The organism is Paenibacillus xanthanilyticus (assembly GCF_042682185.1).
Classification (GTDB): domain Bacteria; phylum Bacillota; class Bacilli; order Paenibacillales; family Paenibacillaceae; genus Paenibacillus_Z; species Paenibacillus_Z xanthanilyticus.
On sequence record NZ_JBHUHA010000001.1, the window covers coordinates 2,048,001 to 2,064,280 of the forward strand.

Genomic DNA, 16,280 nt, shown 5'->3' on the forward strand with positions numbered 1-16,280 from the left:
TTTGCCCGCCAGCGTAGTTCTATTTCTTATCCGCCCCGGCCGGCGGCATCTCTTCGAGCGTCATCTGGCGTTCTTCCAGCTTCTCGAACAACAGCTGCGTTTGTTCGTCCAACGAGTCGTCGTCCACCGAAGCCGGCTCCGGCAGCGATTCCAGACTCGGCAAGCTGAAGTAGTCGAGGAACGACTTCGTCGTCCCGTATAGGATCGGTCGTCCGATCGCCTCGGCGCGCCCCACCTCTTCGATCAAATCTTTGGATACAAGCGTGGCGATGGCGCGGTCGCTCTTCACGCCGCGGATCTCTTCGATATCGATACGCGTAATCGGCTGTCGATAAGCGACGATCGACAGCGTCTCGAGCGCCGCTTGGGAAAGACTCGAACGGGTCGGCGAATACGCCATCCGCTCGAAATAAGCCGCGTGATCCGGGTTCGTCGTCAGCCGGAACGCGCCGGCGACGAGCGACATTTGGATGCCCCGTTTCTTCTTCTTCAGCTCGGCCATCAGCTCTTTGGCGATATCGTGGGCAACGGCGGCATCCGTTTGTAAAATGTCGGCCAGCTGCTTGGCGGTCAAGCCCTCATCCCCCGCCATGAACAGCAAACCTTCAATAACTGTCTTCCACTTCGAGTAATCCACCTTCTGCCGCTTCCCCTCTCCAATTGATTACGATATCGTCAAACAGCCCATGCTGGTAGCAGCGGATATGCTTCATCTTCATCAGCTCAAGCAGGGCAAGGAACGTCACGACGATCTCGTGACGGCTCATTTCCTGCTTGATTAATTTCGAGAATCGGACCGTCTCGTGCTGACGCAGCACCTCGACGATGTCGCGAATACGATCCTTCACCGAAATTTCGTCCCGGTGCACGGTCGCCACCACATTGCGGCGCGAGGCCCGCTTCAACGCCTTCTGGAACGCCTTGATCAGATCGCCGATATGCAGCCCTTTCACCGGGTTGTCCGGAATGACCGGCATATACGGCGTCAAATCCTCGGCTTCCTTCGTATACACGAGACTTCGCGCGAATTCCATGCCGCGGAGTTCCTCCGCGATCTGCTTGAACTTCCGATACTCCACCAGCTTGGCAATCAGCTCGTCGCGGGGATCGAGCTCGCCTTCGTCCTGCCAGTAGTCGAATTCTTCTTCGATGACCGGAGGTTTCGGAAGCAATTGCTTGCTCTTTATCGACAGCAGCGTGGCCGCCATGACGAGAAACTCGCTGGTTACCTCAAGCTCCAGCTCCTGCATCGCATTCAAGTAGTCCATATATTGATCCGTGATTTCGCTGATGGACACCTCGTGAATGTCGATCTCCGCCTTGTCAATCAAGTGAAGAAGCAGGTCAAGCGGACCTTCAAAAGACTCCAGTTTGTATGTCACCGACATGTTGCGGCTGCCTCCTGCGTAATTTTTGCTTGCGTTTTGGGGGCTTGGTTAGCCCTTAAGCTGCTTCGTCAGATTCGCCATCTCGATGGCGCTGATCGCCGATTCCCAGCCCTTGTTGCCCGCCTTCGTGCCCGCGCGCTCGACCGCCTGCTCGATCGAGTCCGTCGTCAGCACGCCGAAGATCGTCGGCACGCCGGTCTTCAGCCCTACCGCCGCCACGCCTTTGGCCGCTTCGTTGCAGACGAAATCAAAGTGCGGCGTGGATCCGCGAATGACCGCGCCGAGTGTAATAACGGCGTCGTATTTGCCGCTCTCCGCCATCTTCTGCGTAATCAGCGGAATTTCGAATGCGCCCGGCACCCAGGCGATCTCCACTTCATTATCGTCCACGCCATGACGCTTCAACGCGTCCAGCGCGCCGCTCAGCAGCTTGCTTACAATAAATTCGTTGAAACGGCCAACGACGATCCCGTAGCGCAGTCCTTGCGAAACTAAGTGTCCTTCGTATATATGTGGCATAATTTCCGTCATCCTCTCATGGGTCGTATTAATCTGAACGCAAATCAATCCGCTTTAGCTGAATGCTGCATTCCCAATCTTTCGATTGTGAACGCAAACCAATCCGCTTAGCTGAATGCTGCATTCCCAATCTTTCGATTGTGAACGTAAACCAATCAGCTTCTTGCTGAATGCTGCATTCCCAATCTTCAGATTGTGAACGCAAACCAATCAGCCTTAAATTTCAAATTCAAGCAAATGTCCGAGCTTCGCTTTCTTCGTATGCAAGTAATCCGTATTGTCCGCTTTCGTCTCCGTCTGAATCGGAACACGCTCCACCACTTCGAGCCCGTAGCCTTCCAAACCGCGAATCTTGCGCGGGTTATTCGTCATGAGCCTCATTTGGCTGACGCCGAGATCTTTCAAAATTTGCGCGCCGATGCCGTAATCGCGCAGGTCGGGGGCGAATCCCAATTTAATATTCGCGTCGACCGTGTCGAATCCCTGCTCCTGCAGCGCATAGGCTTTCAATTTATTGATAAGCCCGATGCCACGACCTTCCTGGCGCATGTACAGCAGCACGCCGCTGCCCGCTTCCTCGATTTGCCGGAGCGCTGCGGCTAGCTGAGGCCCGCAATCGCAGCGGTGAGAGTGGAACGAATCCCCGGTTAGGCATTCGGAATGCACGCGCACGAGCGTCGGTTGATCCGGGGCGATTTCGCCTTTTACGAGCGCCACATGCTCCTTGCTGTCGACGTCGTTCGTATACGCAACGGCGCGGAACGTGCCGAAATCCGTCGGCAGATTCACGTCTACGGCGCGGTGGACGAGCTTCTCCTTTTTATTGCGGTATTCGATCATGCCCTCGATGGAGATTAGTTTCAGCCCATGACGCTTCTTGAACTCCACCAAGTCCATCAGTCTGGCCATCGTACCGTCTTCTTTGATGATCTCGCAAATCACGCCCGCCGGAGCGGAACCGCACATCCGAGCCAGGTCGATGGCCGCTTCCGTATGCCCAGCCCTGCGCAGCACGCCGCCGGCTCTTGCGATGAGGGGGAAGATGTGGCCCGGGCGGCGGAAGTCGGACGGCTTGGCGGACGAATCGATCAGCGCCTGGATCGTCTGCGACCGTTCGCCGGCCGATATCCCCGTCGAGGTCGTGACGTGGTCGACGGACACCGTGAACGCCGTCCCATGGTAATCCGTATTATGCGTGACCATCGGCGGCAGGTCCAGCTCCTCCGCCCGCTCTTGCGTAATCGGCACGCACACGAGCCCGCGGGCTTCCGAAATCATGAAGTTGATGACCTCGGGCGAAGTCTTGTCCGCAAGCGCGATCAGATCGCCTTCGTTCTCCCGGTCTTCGTCGTCCACTACGATAATGCACTTACCTTCGCGCAAATCCTGCAGCGCGTCTTCAATCGGGTCGAATATCGTTTGGTCCGTTGTCATGCTTGTTCACTCTCCCTAGAAAAAACCGTTCTCGGCGAGAAAAGCCGCCGTTAATCCGCCGCTCTTCTTCCGGTTCTGCTCGCCGTCTTGCCCCGCGGCTCCCGGATAGCGCAGCAGATGGTCCACGTATTTACCCAGCACGTCGCCTTCGATATTGATGACGCTGCCGGGCTGCTTCAATTGAAGCGCGGTCTCCCGCAGCGTATGCGGGATGATGGAGACGGAAAACTCGTTGTCGCTCCGGTCGATAACCGTCAAGCTGATTCCGTCTAGCGTGACCGACCCTTGCGCGATGACATAACGCATCAGCGACGCGTCGTGGGGCTGAATCGTAAAGACGACCGCGTTCGCATCCGGCGTTCGCGCCATGATCGTGCCCGTCCCGTCGACGTGTCCCTGGACGATATGGCCGCCGAATCGTCCGCCAGCCTGCATCGCGCGCTCGAGATTGAGCCGCTCGCCCGGACGCATATCCTTCAAATTCGTATGACGAAAGGTCTGCGGCATGACGTCGACGGTAAACGAAGCGGCGTCGAAATCCGTCACGGTCAAGCACACCCCGTTCACGGCGATGCTATCGCCGTCCTTCACGTCACCCAGCACGCGCGACGCCTCGATCGTCAGCTTCATGGCCTCGCCTTGCTTGTAGGAACGCTTGAGCGTCCCTACTTCTTCAATCAATCCCGTAAACAAGTTACTCCCCCTCCCGCTCCAATCGCGATCCGGATTCAGCGATCCGCGTACTTCGGATAGCCGGTTAGGCAATAATCGTCGCCGACCTGCTCCATCGTCACGCCGGTCAGGCCGATCGCCTCGCTCATTCGTTCAAAGCCGCCGAAGGAGAAGGCTTCCGGAGCGGCGTCGCCGCCGATAATCTTCGGCGCGATAAACAGCATGATCTTATCGATCAGGCCGAGCTCCAGCATGGCGCCGTTCAGCTTGCCGCCGCCTTCGAGCAGAATCGAGCCGATCTCAAGCTCCCCAAGCTTCGTCATGGCGATCTCCAGATCGACTTGTTCGCCCACACCGCACGCCAGCACTCGCGCTCCTGCGGATTCAAGCGCGGCTCGCCGCTTCTCGTCCGCCCCTCCGACCGTCAAGATAATAACGGGGACGTCCTTGTTATGAAACAGGCGGGAAGTCACCGGCAGCCTTAGTTTGGAATCCACGATAATGCGAGCCGGATGCACCGCAGGCACACTGAGCCTTGTCGTTAGCTCCGGATCGTCGGCGAGCGCGGTCTGTACGCCGACCATAATGCCCATATGCTGGTGCCGAAGCGTATGTACCTGTTCACGGGCCGCCGGGCCGCTGACATAGCGGCTGTCGCCGGTCTTCGCGGCGATTTTGCCGTCCAGCGTCATCGCGGTCTTAAGCGTCACGAACGGCTTGCGCGTCGTAATGAATTTGTTGAATTTCTCGTTCATCCGCTCCGAAGCTTCGCCGAGCAGGCCGACCTCGACGTCGATTCCCGCCTCTTGCAGCCGCTTCACGCCCCGGCCAGCGACCATCGGATTCGGATCCGTGCAGGCGACGACGACGCGGGATACGTTAGCCTCGATTAGCCGCTCGCAGCATGGAGGCGTCTTGCCGTGATGGCTGCACGGCTCGAGCGTCACATAAGCGGTAGCGCCTTCGGCTTGGTCGCCGGCCATGCGCAGCGCATGCACTTCGGCGTGACCTTCGCCGCGCTTCAGATGGGCGCCGAGTCCGACGATGCGGCCTTCCTTGACGATGACGCAGCCGACGACCGGATTAATGTCGGTCTGGCCGCTTGCTTTCGCCGCCATATCCAAGGCGAGCTGCATATAGTATGCGTCATTTAACACGATCGACAAAATAAAAACACCCCTATCCGCATGAAGCCGACGGGGTGATGGGAGTGACACAAGGAAACAGCACAAGAACACGCTCAAATAAAACCTATGACTGCGTGAAAAAAAGAACAAGTCGCCAGGTTATATCGTTGAACGGTATACGCTGCCGCCCCCTTCTCCCATCCAGACTATACTGTCGGTCCCGGAATCACACCGGGTCCACCGTCCATTCGCCGCCGCTCTCGCAAGTCGAGAAGCGTCACGCGAGCTGTCCGGGTCACGGACTGACAAGCTCGTTATCGGCTCGCATGCGAGATGCGTGGCCGAAACCGCCCTTGATCACCGCCGGTTGGGAATTTCACCCTGCCCCGAAGGTAAGCTGCAATACTTTGACAAAATGTTACCACTCCCCCTGAAAAAAAGCAACCAGCTTCCCTTTCTGCAGTATCGTCGGCCCTTCGGCGCGCGGATGCGGCCAGCAGAAAAAAGCTCGGCGCCTATCGGGCGGCCGAGCGTCAATTTCATGGTATTTCGGTTCACTTGTATCCGGGTAAGTAGTGGTTCTGATTCTCCAGCTTCGGCAAAATGTCCATCGACTCGATATGCGCCTTCGTCTCAGGCGTGCCGATCTTGTAAATATACGCATAGAGCATCTCCAAATGCTCGCTGAACCGGTCCGTCGCTGGGTCGCGCTCGGCGGACTTGTACGGGATCGCGGCCCTCACATGCGTCAGCTGATCATCCTTGTCCTCCTGCTCGAGCAGCTTCTCCAGCGCGAGCAGCTCCTCCTCGTTTGCGTATATTGTCAGCTGCTCCGCGATCGACGGCGCTGTCTCGATCGTCCGGGCGGATACCGACATATAGTATCGACTGCGTTCCATAAGCTCAGCTCCCCCTTCAACTCTTGCTCGGCACGGGTAGACCGCCCTTCATTAGGCGCCCGTTGCCGGTCTTCGATAGTTGTTAATACACGGCCAAGCTGCTCCCGAAACAGAAAATCCCCCGCGCGGTTGTCACCGCTGCGGGGGATTCGTTCACTCCGGCTTGCTTACACTTCGACGACTTCGACTTTCTCCATCTTCACGCCGTTCTTGAACGTGTCGACGTGCTCCATGCCTTTTGCCACTTTACCGAACACGGTATGTCCGCCGTCCAGATGAGGCTGCGGCTGGTAACAGATGTAGAACTGGCTGCCGCCTGTATTGCGTCCGGCGTGCGCCATCGCGAGCGTGCCGCGCTCGTGCTTGTTCGGGTTGATCTCGCAGTTGATCGTATAGCCCGGGCCGCCTGTGCCCATGCCGTTCGGGCAGCCGCCTTGCGCGACGAAGCCCGGAATGACGCGGTGGAACGTAAGACCGTTGTAAAAGCCCTCGTTTGCCAGCTTCTCGAAGTTTGCAACTGTATTAGGCGCGTCTTGATCGAACAGGTCCAGTACGACTTCCGCTCCGTCCGCCATCGTGATTTTCGCTTGTTTTGCCATTGAAATCCACCCTTTCGGTTATCTAAACATTGCCATTATAGCAGAAAGCGTCCCCGATAAAAAGCTTGTCCCCCGGCGAACGCCGCATGAAGCGGCCGTAAGCACCGGGGGACGGAAGCGAATTATTGGACCGCGGACGCTTTCTTCATTCGCGCCGGCAAAATATCGTTGCCCACAATGTCGTCCAGCGACTCGCGCTTGACGACCAGATCCGAGTGGCCATCCTTCACGAAGACGACGCTCGGACGGCGAATCCGGTTATAGTTGCTCGCCATCGAATAGTTGTAGGCGCCCGTGCACAGCACCGCGAGCAGATCGCCCGTCTGCGGCTTCGCCAATACGCAATCGATGATCAGCTTGTCGCCGCTCTCGCAGCATTTGCCGGCGACCGTCACGGTCTCTTCGGCAGCGTCGTCCGCCCGATTCGCGATAACGGCTTCGTACTTGGACTCGTAGAGCGCCGGACGCGGGTTGTCGGTCATGCCGCCGTCAACGGCGATGTACTTGCGCACGCCGGGAATATCTTTGCTTGTCCCGATCGTGTAGAGCGTCGTGCCGGCATCGCCGACGATGCTGCGGCCAGGCTCCACCCAAATTTCCGGAATGGGATAGTTTGCCGCGCCGAAGTTGTCTTTGATCGCGTCCGTAATCGCCTTGACGTAGGTTGCGACCGGCAGCGGCGTGTCGCCTTCCACATAGCGGATGCCGAAGCCGCCGCCCAGATTGATAACGGGGAACGTTACACTCAGTTCATCCCGAACGAGCAGGGCGAATTGCGCCACTTTGCTCGCCGCTACCTCGAAGCCGTCGACCTCGAAGATTTGGGAGCCGATATGGGAATGGACGCCGAGCAGCTCCAGATTCGGCAGCTCATGCGCTTCCCGCACCCCGCGGAACGCAGCGCCGCTTTCAACGTCGAACCCGAATTTGGAATCTTGCTGGCCGGTCGAAATATACTCATGCGTATGCGCTTCGACGCCCGGCGTAACGCGGAGCAGTACGTTTACTTTCATCCCTTTATCGCCGGCCAGCGCGTTCAAGAGGGCCAGCTCGTCGAAGTTATCCACGACGAAGCAACCGATCTCGGCGTCCAGCGCCATCAAAATCTCGTCCGGCGTCTTGTTGTTGCCATGGAAATGGATGCGATGCGCCGGGAATCCGGCCTTCAGCGCGGTATACAGCTCGCCGTCGGAGACGACGTCCAGCGACAGGCCTTCCTGCTCCGCGATCGCGCACATCGCCATGACGCTGAACGCCTTGCTGGCATACGCAACCTGGAATTTCAAGCCCGATGCCTTGAATGCCTCGACGTATTCGCGCGCGCGCTGACGCACGAGCGCCTCGTCCACAATATATAGCGGGGTTCCGTATTGTTTCGCCAATTCGGTGACATCACAGCCGCCGATTGTCAAATGCCCTTGGCCGTTAATTGCGCTTGTTCCGTGTAAATACATTGTTTCCCCTCCGGCTTCTCCATGAAATCCCATGACGATTGGTTTGCATCATTTAACGAAAGTATATCCTACCCCTGTCCCCTGGTAAAATGGATAAATTCGCATTTCATTTGCATTATTTGCGGTCGTGATGGCCGTTAATGCACTTGGCCCCCTCTGCCGCTTCCGCTGCCGCTGCTGCCGCCCGGCATCTTGTCGCGCTGCTGCGGCTTGAGCAAATTCGGACGCGTCCGGTTCTGCAGCACGGGAGGACGCACGATGATGTTCCACATCCCCTTGGCGTCGAACGGGATGAACGGCCACAAGTACGGACGGTTGAAGGAACGTTCCATGGCCAGCAGAATCGTGATGGCGGCCGCCACGATCATGAAGCCCGGCACGTGCAGCGTCGCGACGACCACGATGAACAGCAAGCGCACGATGCGGTTGGCTAATCCCAGCTCGTAGCTTGGCGTCGCGAACATGCCGATCGCGGCAACGGCCATATATAGGATAACCTCATTGATAAACAAGCCCGTCTGCACGGCGATGTCCCCGATGAGGATCGCGGAGATCAGCGACATGGCGGTCGCGAGCGGCGTCGGCGTATGAATCGCAGCCATCCGAAGCAAGTCAACTCCGAGCTCCGCCATCAGGAATTGTACGACCATCGGCAGACGGCTTTCCTTCTGAGCGCCGAGAAACGCGAGCGCGTCGGGCTTCAACCCAGGATCAAGCGCATATAGAAACCAGATCGGCAGCAGAAACAGCGAAGCGAAAATACCGAAGAAACGTACCCACCGCAGGTAGGTGCCGATGAATGGCGCCTGCCGGTTCTCCTCCGCGTGCTGGATGTGGTCGAAGAACGTCGTCGGCAATATCATGACGCTCGGCGTCGTATCCACGAATACGGCGACATGGCCTTCGAGCAAATGGGAAGCGACCGTGTCCGGGCGCTCCGAATAGCGCACGAGCGGGAACGGGCTCCATCCGCGTTTGACCGTCGCCTCTTCCAGCTGTTTGTCGGCCAGCGGCAGCCCGTCGATTTTGATCATCGATATTTTGTCCCGAATCGATTCCACGAGCTCCATGTCGACGATATCGTCGATATAGGCAATACATACGTCCGTCTGCGTCCGTTCGCCGACGCGCATGATTTCATAGCGCAAATGTTTGTCGCGCAAGCGGCGGCGCACGAGCGTCACATTGGTCATGAGCGTCTCGACGAAGCCGTCCCGGCTGCCGCGCACGACCCGCTCCAGCGTCGGCTCTTCGGGGCCGCGCGCCGGGAACGACTTCGCGTCGATCAGGAGCACTTCCTTCTCCCCGTCGATGTAGAGGGCGCTTGCGCCTGCCAGCACGTTCGTCATCATTTTATTCCAATCGCCTTCCTTCACGACTTGCACGGCCGGCACGTAATTATCGAAGAAGGATTGGAGCGCCCCTGTCGACAAGTCGTCCGGGTGCAAATAGCTCAAACGTTTGAGCACATCCTGCAGGATCGTATCCTTGCCGAACCCATTCATGAAAAAAAGCGCCGTCTTCCGCTCCCCGAACGTCATCTCTCGCACGACGACGTCAAAGCTCTTCTTATAGCCGACCTCCTGCTCCAGCAGATCGATATAATCATCGATATGTTCGGGGATCGGAACCGGTTCAGGCTTATGTTCCTTACGATCCGCCCGTTTGCGGCGTCCGGTGAGCGCCATGCCGAACGTGGACAGATGGTAATCATGCCGATCCGTGTCCTCTCTATCGCCATGCTCGTCCGCCAGCTCGGCATCATCCAGCCAAATCGGATGGATCGTCCGGCGTCCGCCGCCTTCCCGTGATTGCTGATCCTGATCGAAATCCGTCATCTGTCGTCACTTCTCCCTCGTGTCGAAATTGTCAATTCAGGCGCTGAAATACGAGCCAGTCAAACAAGGAGCCGATAATTTTGCCGAGCACCATCGCCATTACGAGCGAAACCATATAATCGTGAAGATGCAGCCGTCTCGCCAATATAGGCAGCACATTCATGACTTCCGTCAGCGCCGCCGCCAGCATCCCGACAAAAATACCCGAAAGCACGCCAACGGGGACGAGCAAGACGACGTCCGGTATGGGGAGCCTTAGCTTCCAATCCATCATATCCGCGACCGACCAATACATCGCCCCCGACAAGACGGCCGTCTCGAACCAGAACGATTTGCGATATGCGCTCGACACTTGGGCAAGGCGGGGGATCAAGTCGAGGACGATAAGCAGGGCGACGAGTCCGCTGCCGACCGCAAGCCCTCCCGCCAAGCCGAGCAGCGCGACGAACAGATTGCTCACGGCATTAGCCATCGTCTTTGCCGCCCCGGTTCAAGCTGGTATCCCCCTCAGCCTCGAGCGCCTTCCGGCTCTTATTTTTTCTTCGCATTTCATCGGCAATGACGTAGTTGTTGACATTCTCTTCGTACAAATAGAGTTCCACCTCCAGCGGGTTCGGCTCTTCGTTGAACCGTTTGCGGAACAGATGATTGAAGAAGAGCACCATGCCGATGCCGATGCCGAGCGAATATGGAATTTGCAGCCATAGCGGATGCTCCGATTTGTTCCCCGTCACAAGTTCCGCTATCCGCTGGTGCACTTCCTTCATGCTGACGTCCGTATGGAAATTCATGATCGCAAGGCCGGATCCGAAGAACAGCAGCAGCCAGGCGATCACGAGCATAAACATGCGCGGCTTGGGCTCCTTTTCCCTTACGATGACCAGCACCTGCGGATCGCCGAATGCCTCGATCTCGATACGCGGATAGGCCTCCTGAATCGTCTTGACCGTCTGAAGCAAGTCGATGACGACGCGGTTGCCGTCCTTCTCGCGGTGACGGTGAAGCACAAGCGCCTGCAGCCGCTGCTCCAGCTCGTGGTCCGCCGCGAACAGCCTGGCCGCCATGCCTAGCGTCACGATCCCGCCAGGCTTGATCCCGATCCTTCTGCGCAAGCGCAAGTAGAGCACCGAACGCGCTTCCGTTGCCAACGCGCATCCCCCCTGAGAATCCCTTGTATTTCAAGAAATTCGCCGCAACCTCTCCGTTAGTATGAGAAAACGTTAGCCGCCGTACTCCCAAAACAAGCAAAAAGACCAAACCGCTCTTATTGAGCGATTTGGTCTCGAATAGACTGCAATATTTTTTTCTCCAGCCGCGACACTTGCACTTGCGAGATCCCAAGCCTCGAGGCGACCTCCGACTGCGTCTGGTCCCGGTAGTATCGCAGGAAGACGATCAAGCGTTCCCGCTCGGTCAAGCCGCCGATCGCTTCGGATAAGGCCAGCTTGTCGAACCAGCGTTCCTGGGAATCGTCCGCAATCTGGTCCATGAGCGTAATCGGATCCCCGTCGTTCTCGAACACCGTCTCGTGAATCGAGGTCGGCGGTTTGTTCGCCTCTTGCGCGAAGACGACGTCCTCCGGGCTGATGCCCAGCCGTTCGGCCACTTCCTTGATCGTCGGCAGCCGGCCCAGCACTTTGGACAGCTCGTCCTTCGTCTTGCGCACTTTATTCGCCGTTTCTTTCAGCGAACGGCTGACCTTGAGGGTTCCGTCGTCGCGCAGGAACCGCTGGATTTCCCCGATGATCATCGGAACTGCGTACGTCGAGAATTTGACCTCGTACGAGAGGTCGAACTTATCGACCGACTTCAGCAAGCCGATGCATCCGATCTGGAACAAATCCTCCGGTTCGTAGCCGCGGCCGATAAAGCGCTGCACGACCGACCAGACAAGGCGGATGTTGCACTGCACGAGCGTATCGCGCGCGATCGAGTCGCCGGATTGACTGAGCGCAATGAGCCGTTTGACTTCCGAATCGTCCAAATACGGCTGCGCTGTTTGTTTCAAATCGACATCCATGAGGTCCAACCCCTACGCGCCTAATTGAACAGCGCTTTTTTCGATTCGATGCGCTTCGTCATTGCAATTGATGTCCCATTGCCCGGTTCGCTGATCACTTCGAAGCCATCCATAAAATTTTCCATGATCGTAAAGCCCATGCCCGAACGCTCCAGCTCCGGCTTGGACGTGAAGAGCGGCTGACGCGCCAATTCCAAATCCTCGATGCCATTGCCGCTGTCCTTGATGACCAGCGACACGGTGTCTCCCACGATGCTCGCCTCGATCGTGACCATGCCGGCCGGATCGCTGTCGTAGCCGTGGATAATGGCGTTGGTGACCGCCTCCGACACGACCGTCTTCAGGTCGTTCAGCTCCTCCATTGTCGGATCCAGCTGGGACACGAAGGCGGCAACCGTAATGCGGGCGAACGCCTCGTTTTCCGAACGCGCGGAGAACGCGAGCCTCATTTCGTTCGATGCGCTCATGAAACGACCTCCAGACTTGTGAGCGCAGAGCGCTCGTTCTCGTGAATCGGCAGTATTTTGAACAGGCCGGAGAGCTCGAACAGCCGGTATACGCCGGGATTCACGTCGCATACGACCATCTTGCCCTCCCTTGCCTTCAACTGCTTGTAACGGCCCAAAATGACGCCGAGACCGGAACTGTCCATAAAGAGGAGATCTTTCAAGCTTAGGATGACGTGCGCGCTGTTGCCGCGTAAAATCGCCTCTTCCATCTTAAACCGCACGATATCGGCCGTATGATGGTCCAATTCGCCTTTCAGCCGGACGATCAGCACATCGCGGTAATGCTCCAGTTCAACCTGCAAACTCATCGCCTGTTCACTCCTCAACGGAAATCTTCGAAGTAGGCCTCGTTGCAGCTTCATTCCGCGCACTGGGCGAAACGAACGCTTCGGTTTTGGCTTGAACTAGCATTTCCACATGCGGATTGGCATTTCCTGCCTCCCGACAAAAGTAGAAGCAGGGCGATAGAAGACGACAAAAACCTGCGTGCTGCGCACCCTATTCGAACCGTTCCTGCGACAGCGGCACTCCTAGAAGAGGCTGCCGACGGACCGTTTGAACAGCTTCCACCAGCCGGCGCGCTCGACCGTAGCCGGCGAATCGACGTTGAACTCGGTAAGCACCTGGTCGCCTTGATAGACGATCAGCTTGCCGATCGGCTCGTTCACTTTAATCGGCGCCGCAAGCTTCGGCAGTTGCAATTCGTAGCGGATGTCCTTGACCGAACTGCCTTTCTTCAGCAGCACGCTGTAAGAATGCTTCGCCGTCAACGTAAGTTCAGGCACGCTGCCTTTCTCGATTTTGACCGTGCCCATCACGTCGTCTTTCTTGAAAATCGTATGGTTCATATATTGGGCGAACGAATAATCGAGCATTTGCGACACTTCCGCGTTGCGGGTCTTCGTGTTCGGCTCGCCCATGACGACGGCGATGACGCGCAGGCCATCCCGTTTGGCGGTCGCGGTCAGACAGAACTTCGCCTCGCTCGTAAAGCCCGTCTTCAGACCGTCTGCGCCGCTGTAGAAGCGGACCAGCTTGTTCGTATTCACGAGCCAGAACGGCTTATCGCTCGATTTGCGCAGATGGTCCTGGTACAAGCCCGTGTATTTCGTAATTTCCGGATGCTTCAGCAGTTCGCGCGACATGACCGCGATATCGTGCGCCGAGGTGTAATGATTCTCCACCGGCAGGCCATTCACGTTCGAGAAATGGGTATTCTTCAGGCCCAGCTCTTCGGCGCGCTTGTTCATCATGTTGACGAACTCGGCCTCGGTGCCCGCGATTTTCTCGGCCATCGCGACGGAAGCATCGTTGCCGGAGGCCATGGCGATTCCCTTGAGCATCTCTTCCGCCGTCATTTCCTCGCCCGGCTCCAGGAAGATCTGCGAGCCGCCCATCGACGCAGCGTATTCGCTTGTCGATACTTTATCGGTCAGCTTAATGACGCCCTCGTCCAGCGCCTCCATAATCAGCAGCATCGTCATGACTTTCGTAATGCTGGCCGGAGGAAGTTTATCGTGGCTATTCTTCTCGAAAATAATCGTGCCGCTGTCGGCATCCATCAAAATCGCGGAGCGCGCCGACGGCGCTAAATTCGCCTGCGCGGCCGGTGCCTGCTGGCCGGCTGGCGCTTGCTTCGCCGCAGGCTCTTGCGCCCACGCGGAAGCCGGCGCCAGCGCCAGCAGCAATGCGGTGCAGCACGCGAGCACAATTTTCGTTCGATTGCTTCTCATTCTATCGGTCCCCTCCTGAAATGTTGGCCTCTGCCGCAAACGCTGGCGCGATTGCCAAAAGCACTCCTAAAATCTCTTCTTTAGTGTGGACCGATAAGCGTTAATTTATTCCAATGGAAGCAATCCCTTCATCAGATTGTATAGAAGGCTCCGCCCCGTACTCCCTCCTCCCACCTCCTCCGCCAATGTAGTCAGGTTAAAAAGGGCTGCGCCCCGTTGACCCGACTTTTGTTGCTCCCTCCTCCCACCTCCTCCGCCGAGGAGGCTCCAAAGGGCTTTGCCCAAGCTTATCCTTCCGAAGTGCGTTTTCCTTTGAAAACGCTCAGGACTAACGTTTTCGTACTGGCATGTTTGTTCGCGGTCGGCGGGAAGGCTTGCGTGTAGCACGCTTTTGTCCTACGGACAAAGCTTCAGTGGGTGTTAAATTCAGTACTAAGACACAATTCTAACGTGCTTAATCGCTTGTTCGTGGTCGGCGATTGGGCTTTAGCGGGGCACGCTTTTGTTCTAACGGACAAGCTTCAGTGGATCTTAAGACATAAGCGTGTTGAAGCCTGTTAACCGCTGGCCGCGGATGGCTTCATCGTACGATTTTTCTACTGCATTCTCCCCCGTCGCAATTCCTAGCCGGCCCTCCGCTTTCGTCCGCTTATGCGGACATGCTAAAAAAGCCCGGAACAGGCTTCGCCTGTTCCGGGCTTAAACAACTCTCTTTCGCGGCTTGCGGCCTAAACGAAACGCTTGACGCCTTCCGCCGTGACGACGGACAGCAGCAGCGGCGAGACGTCCGGGCGTTCGCTGCCGATCGTGTAAGCGCCGATGATTTTGCGGGAAACTTCAGCAGCCGATTCGTCGTTACGGCTTGCGTGCAGCACCGCGATCGTCTCGCCCGCTTGCACCTGCTCGCCGACTTTGCGGCGAAGCACGACGCCGACCGCATGGTCGATGACCGCTTCCTTCGTCGCTCTCCCTGCGCCGAGCAGCATCGCCGCCAGACCAAGCTCCTCCGCGTCGATGCGTTGAACGTACCCGCCCGCCTCTGCCTTGACTTCGATTACGAATTCCGCCTGCGGCAGACGAGATGGATCGTCAGCGACCGCCGGGTCGCCGCCCTGCGCCGCGACGAACTCGCGGAACTTGGCCAATGCCGCCCCCGAAGCGAGACGTTCGCGCAGCAGCGCTTCCGCTTTTTCGTGCGTCGCCGCCGCGCCGCCGTGCACGACCATGTGCGCGCTAAGCGCGATGCACAGCTCCGTCAGATCGGCCGGACCGCTGCCGCGAAGCGTGTCGAGCGCTTCCTGCACTTCGAGCGCGTTGCCGATCGCGAAGCCGAGGGGCTGATCCATGTCGCTAATGAGCGCGGACGTCTGCCGGCCGACTTCGGTGCCGATTTCAACCATCGCCTTAGCCAGCTCTTCCGCAGCGTCCACCGACTTCATGAACGCGCCGCTGCCGGTCTTAACGTCCAGCACGATCGCGTCCGCACCGGCGGCGATTTTCTTGCTCATGACCGAGCTTGCGATGAGCGGGATCGATTCGACCGTCGCCGTCACGTCGCGCAGCGCGTACAATTTTTTGTCGGCTGGCGTAATGTTCCCGCTCTGGCCGATGACCGCAAGGCCGATCTCGTTCACCTGGGCGAAGAATTGCTCGCGCGTCAGCTCCGTGCGGAAGCCGGCGATCGACTCGAGCTTGTCGATCGTGCCGCCCGTGTGACCGAGGCCGCGGCCGGACATCTTCGCCACCGGAACCCCGCACGAGGCGACGAGCGGCCCGATGATCAGCGTCGTCTTGTCGCCTACGCCGCCCGTGCTGTGCTTGTCCGCTTTGACACCGCGGATCGGGGACAGATCGATCTGATCACCCGAGCGGGCCATCGCGAGCGTCAGCTCCGCGGTCTCGCGCGCCGTCATGCCGCGGAACAACACCGCCATGGCGAATGCCGACATCTGGTAATCGGGGATATCCCCCTTGCTGTAGCCTTCGATTAGGAAAGCGAGTTCGGCAGCCGTAAGCTCCCCGCCCTCCCGTTTCTTATGTATGAGATCTACCGCCCGCATCTAAGAAGCCTCCTCTATAAATACACGG

17 protein-coding genes and 1 riboswitch are annotated in these 16,280 nt (G+C 57.9%); all 17 genes read right to left on the minus strand.

The genetic code is table 11. From position 1 onward, the window contains the following. Positions 1-19: 19 nt before the first annotated feature. Positions 20-637 (minus strand): SMC-Scp complex subunit ScpB, encoded by a 618-nt coding sequence (gene scpB / locus ACFSKT_RS08600; RefSeq protein ID WP_377722343.1) that lies wholly within the window; start codon positions 635-637, stop codon positions 20-22. Continuing rightward, a complete protein-coding gene (locus tag ACFSKT_RS08605; protein WP_377722344.1) occupies positions 606-1,388 on the minus strand; it encodes a segregation and condensation protein A in 783 nt (260 codons plus the stop codon). The genes scpB and ACFSKT_RS08605 overlap by 32 nt, the downstream gene beginning before the upstream one ends. Positions 1,389-1,436: 48 nt before the next feature. Next, positions 1,437-1,907 (minus strand): 6,7-dimethyl-8-ribityllumazine synthase, encoded by a 471-nt coding sequence (ribH, locus tag ACFSKT_RS08610; protein ID WP_377722345.1) that lies wholly within the window; start codon positions 1,905-1,907, stop codon positions 1,437-1,439. Between the two features lie 216 nt (positions 1,908-2,123). Then, complete coding sequence (locus ACFSKT_RS08615; RefSeq protein WP_377722346.1) at positions 2,124-3,341, minus strand: bifunctional 3,4-dihydroxy-2-butanone-4-phosphate synthase/GTP cyclohydrolase II; 1,218 nt, start codon at positions 3,339-3,341, stop codon at positions 2,124-2,126. Positions 3,342-3,356: 15 nt separating this feature from the next. Next, complete coding sequence (gene ribE / locus ACFSKT_RS08620; RefSeq protein WP_377722347.1) at positions 3,357-4,034, minus strand: riboflavin synthase; 678 nt, start codon at positions 4,032-4,034, stop codon at positions 3,357-3,359. A gap of 35 nt (positions 4,035-4,069) precedes the next feature. Then, the gene (ribD, locus tag ACFSKT_RS08625; RefSeq protein WP_377722348.1) at positions 4,070-5,179 is read right to left on the minus strand and encodes a bifunctional diaminohydroxyphosphoribosylaminopyrimidine deaminase/5-amino-6-(5-phosphoribosylamino)uracil reductase RibD; all 1,110 of its coding nucleotides are present in this window, start codon (positions 5,177-5,179) and stop codon (positions 4,070-4,072) included. A gap of 146 nt (positions 5,180-5,325) precedes the next feature. Further along, positions 5,326-5,538: riboswitch (FMN riboswitch) on the minus strand. 156 nt (positions 5,539-5,694) lie between these two features. Beyond that, positions 5,695-6,039: a hypothetical protein gene (locus ACFSKT_RS08630; RefSeq protein ID WP_377722349.1), complete on the minus strand. Its 345-nt coding sequence runs from the start codon at positions 6,037-6,039 to the stop codon at positions 5,695-5,697. A gap of 167 nt (positions 6,040-6,206) precedes the next feature. After that, the gene (locus ACFSKT_RS08635; protein ID WP_377722350.1) at positions 6,207-6,638 is read right to left on the minus strand and encodes a peptidylprolyl isomerase; all 432 of its coding nucleotides are present in this window, start codon (positions 6,636-6,638) and stop codon (positions 6,207-6,209) included. 122 nt (positions 6,639-6,760) lie between these two features. After that, the gene (lysA, locus tag ACFSKT_RS08640; RefSeq protein WP_377722351.1) at positions 6,761-8,092 is read right to left on the minus strand and encodes a diaminopimelate decarboxylase; all 1,332 of its coding nucleotides are present in this window, start codon (positions 8,090-8,092) and stop codon (positions 6,761-6,763) included. A 137-nt stretch (positions 8,093-8,229) separates the two neighbouring features. Continuing rightward, positions 8,230-9,930: a spore germination protein gene (locus ACFSKT_RS08645; protein ID WP_377722352.1), complete on the minus strand. Its 1,701-nt coding sequence runs from the start codon at positions 9,928-9,930 to the stop codon at positions 8,230-8,232. A 31-nt stretch (positions 9,931-9,961) separates the two neighbouring features. Then, positions 9,962-10,402, minus strand: coding sequence for a stage V sporulation protein AB (locus ACFSKT_RS08650; RefSeq protein WP_377722353.1), 441 nt, complete (start codon positions 10,400-10,402; stop codon positions 9,962-9,964). After that, a complete protein-coding gene (locus ACFSKT_RS08655) occupies positions 10,395-11,078 on the minus strand; it encodes a stage V sporulation protein AA (protein WP_377722354.1) in 684 nt (227 codons plus the stop codon). The genes ACFSKT_RS08650 and ACFSKT_RS08655 overlap by 8 nt, the downstream gene beginning before the upstream one ends. Before the next feature lie 116 nt (positions 11,079-11,194). Continuing rightward, positions 11,195-11,950, minus strand: a complete 756-nt coding sequence (gene sigF, locus ACFSKT_RS08660; RefSeq protein WP_377722355.1) for an RNA polymerase sporulation sigma factor SigF — start codon at positions 11,948-11,950, stop codon at positions 11,195-11,197. A gap of 20 nt (positions 11,951-11,970) precedes the next feature. Further along, positions 11,971-12,417, minus strand: coding sequence for an anti-sigma F factor (gene spoIIAB, locus ACFSKT_RS08665; protein ID WP_148928314.1), 447 nt, complete (start codon positions 12,415-12,417; stop codon positions 11,971-11,973). Then, positions 12,414-12,767: an anti-sigma F factor antagonist gene (gene spoIIAA, locus ACFSKT_RS08670; protein ID WP_377722356.1), complete on the minus strand. Its 354-nt coding sequence runs from the start codon at positions 12,765-12,767 to the stop codon at positions 12,414-12,416. Before spoIIAA ends, spoIIAB begins: the two co-directional genes overlap by 4 nt. 222 nt (positions 12,768-12,989) lie before the next feature. Further along, a complete protein-coding gene (locus tag ACFSKT_RS08675) occupies positions 12,990-14,192 on the minus strand; it encodes a D-alanyl-D-alanine carboxypeptidase family protein (protein WP_377722357.1) in 1,203 nt (400 codons plus the stop codon). Positions 14,193-14,920: 728 nt separating this feature from the next. Further along, positions 14,921-16,252, minus strand: coding sequence for a pyrimidine-nucleoside phosphorylase (locus ACFSKT_RS08680; RefSeq protein ID WP_377722358.1), 1,332 nt, complete (start codon positions 16,250-16,252; stop codon positions 14,921-14,923). Positions 16,253-16,280 lie beyond the last annotated feature (28 nt).

What these genes read in the sequence shown, in the direction of transcription:
- ACFSKT_RS08605 (WP_377722344.1), bottom strand. Translation starts at nt 1,388, where the DNA reads ATGTCGGTGACATACAAACTGGAGTCTTTTGAAGGTCCGCTTGACCTG.
- ribH (WP_377722345.1), bottom strand. Translation starts at nt 1,907, where the DNA reads ATGCCACATATATACGAAGGACACTTAGTTTCGCAAGGACTGCGCTAC.
- ACFSKT_RS08615 (WP_377722346.1), bottom strand. Translation starts at nt 3,341, where the DNA reads ATGACAACGGACCAAACGATATTCGACCCGATTGAAGACGCGCTGCAG.
- ACFSKT_RS08630 (WP_377722349.1), bottom strand. Translation starts at nt 6,039, where the DNA reads ATGGAACGCAGTCGATACTATATGTCGGTATCCGCCCGGACGATCGAG.
- ACFSKT_RS08635 (WP_377722350.1), bottom strand. Translation starts at nt 6,638, where the DNA reads ATGGCAAAACAAGCGAAAATCACGATGGCGGACGGAGCGGAAGTCGTA.
- lysA (WP_377722351.1), bottom strand. Translation starts at nt 8,092, where the DNA reads ATGTATTTACACGGAACAAGCGCAATTAACGGCCAAGGGCATTTGACA.
- ACFSKT_RS08645 (WP_377722352.1), bottom strand. Translation starts at nt 9,930, where the DNA reads ATGACGGATTTCGATCAGGATCAGCAATCACGGGAAGGCGGCGGACGC.
- ACFSKT_RS08650 (WP_377722353.1), bottom strand. Translation starts at nt 10,402, where the DNA reads ATGGCTAATGCCGTGAGCAATCTGTTCGTCGCGCTGCTCGGCTTGGCG.
- sigF (WP_377722355.1), bottom strand. Translation starts at nt 11,950, where the DNA reads ATGGATGTCGATTTGAAACAAACAGCGCAGCCGTATTTGGACGATTCG.
- spoIIAB (WP_148928314.1), bottom strand. Translation starts at nt 12,417, where the DNA reads ATGAGCGCATCGAACGAAATGAGGCTCGCGTTCTCCGCGCGTTCGGAA.
- spoIIAA (WP_377722356.1), bottom strand. Translation starts at nt 12,767, where the DNA reads ATGAGTTTGCAGGTTGAACTGGAGCATTACCGCGATGTGCTGATCGTC.
- ACFSKT_RS08675 (WP_377722357.1), bottom strand. Translation starts at nt 14,192, where the DNA reads ATGAGAAGCAATCGAACGAAAATTGTGCTCGCGTGCTGCACCGCATTG.
- ACFSKT_RS08680 (WP_377722358.1), bottom strand. Translation starts at nt 16,252, where the DNA reads ATGCGGGCGGTAGATCTCATACATAAGAAACGGGAGGGCGGGGAGCTT.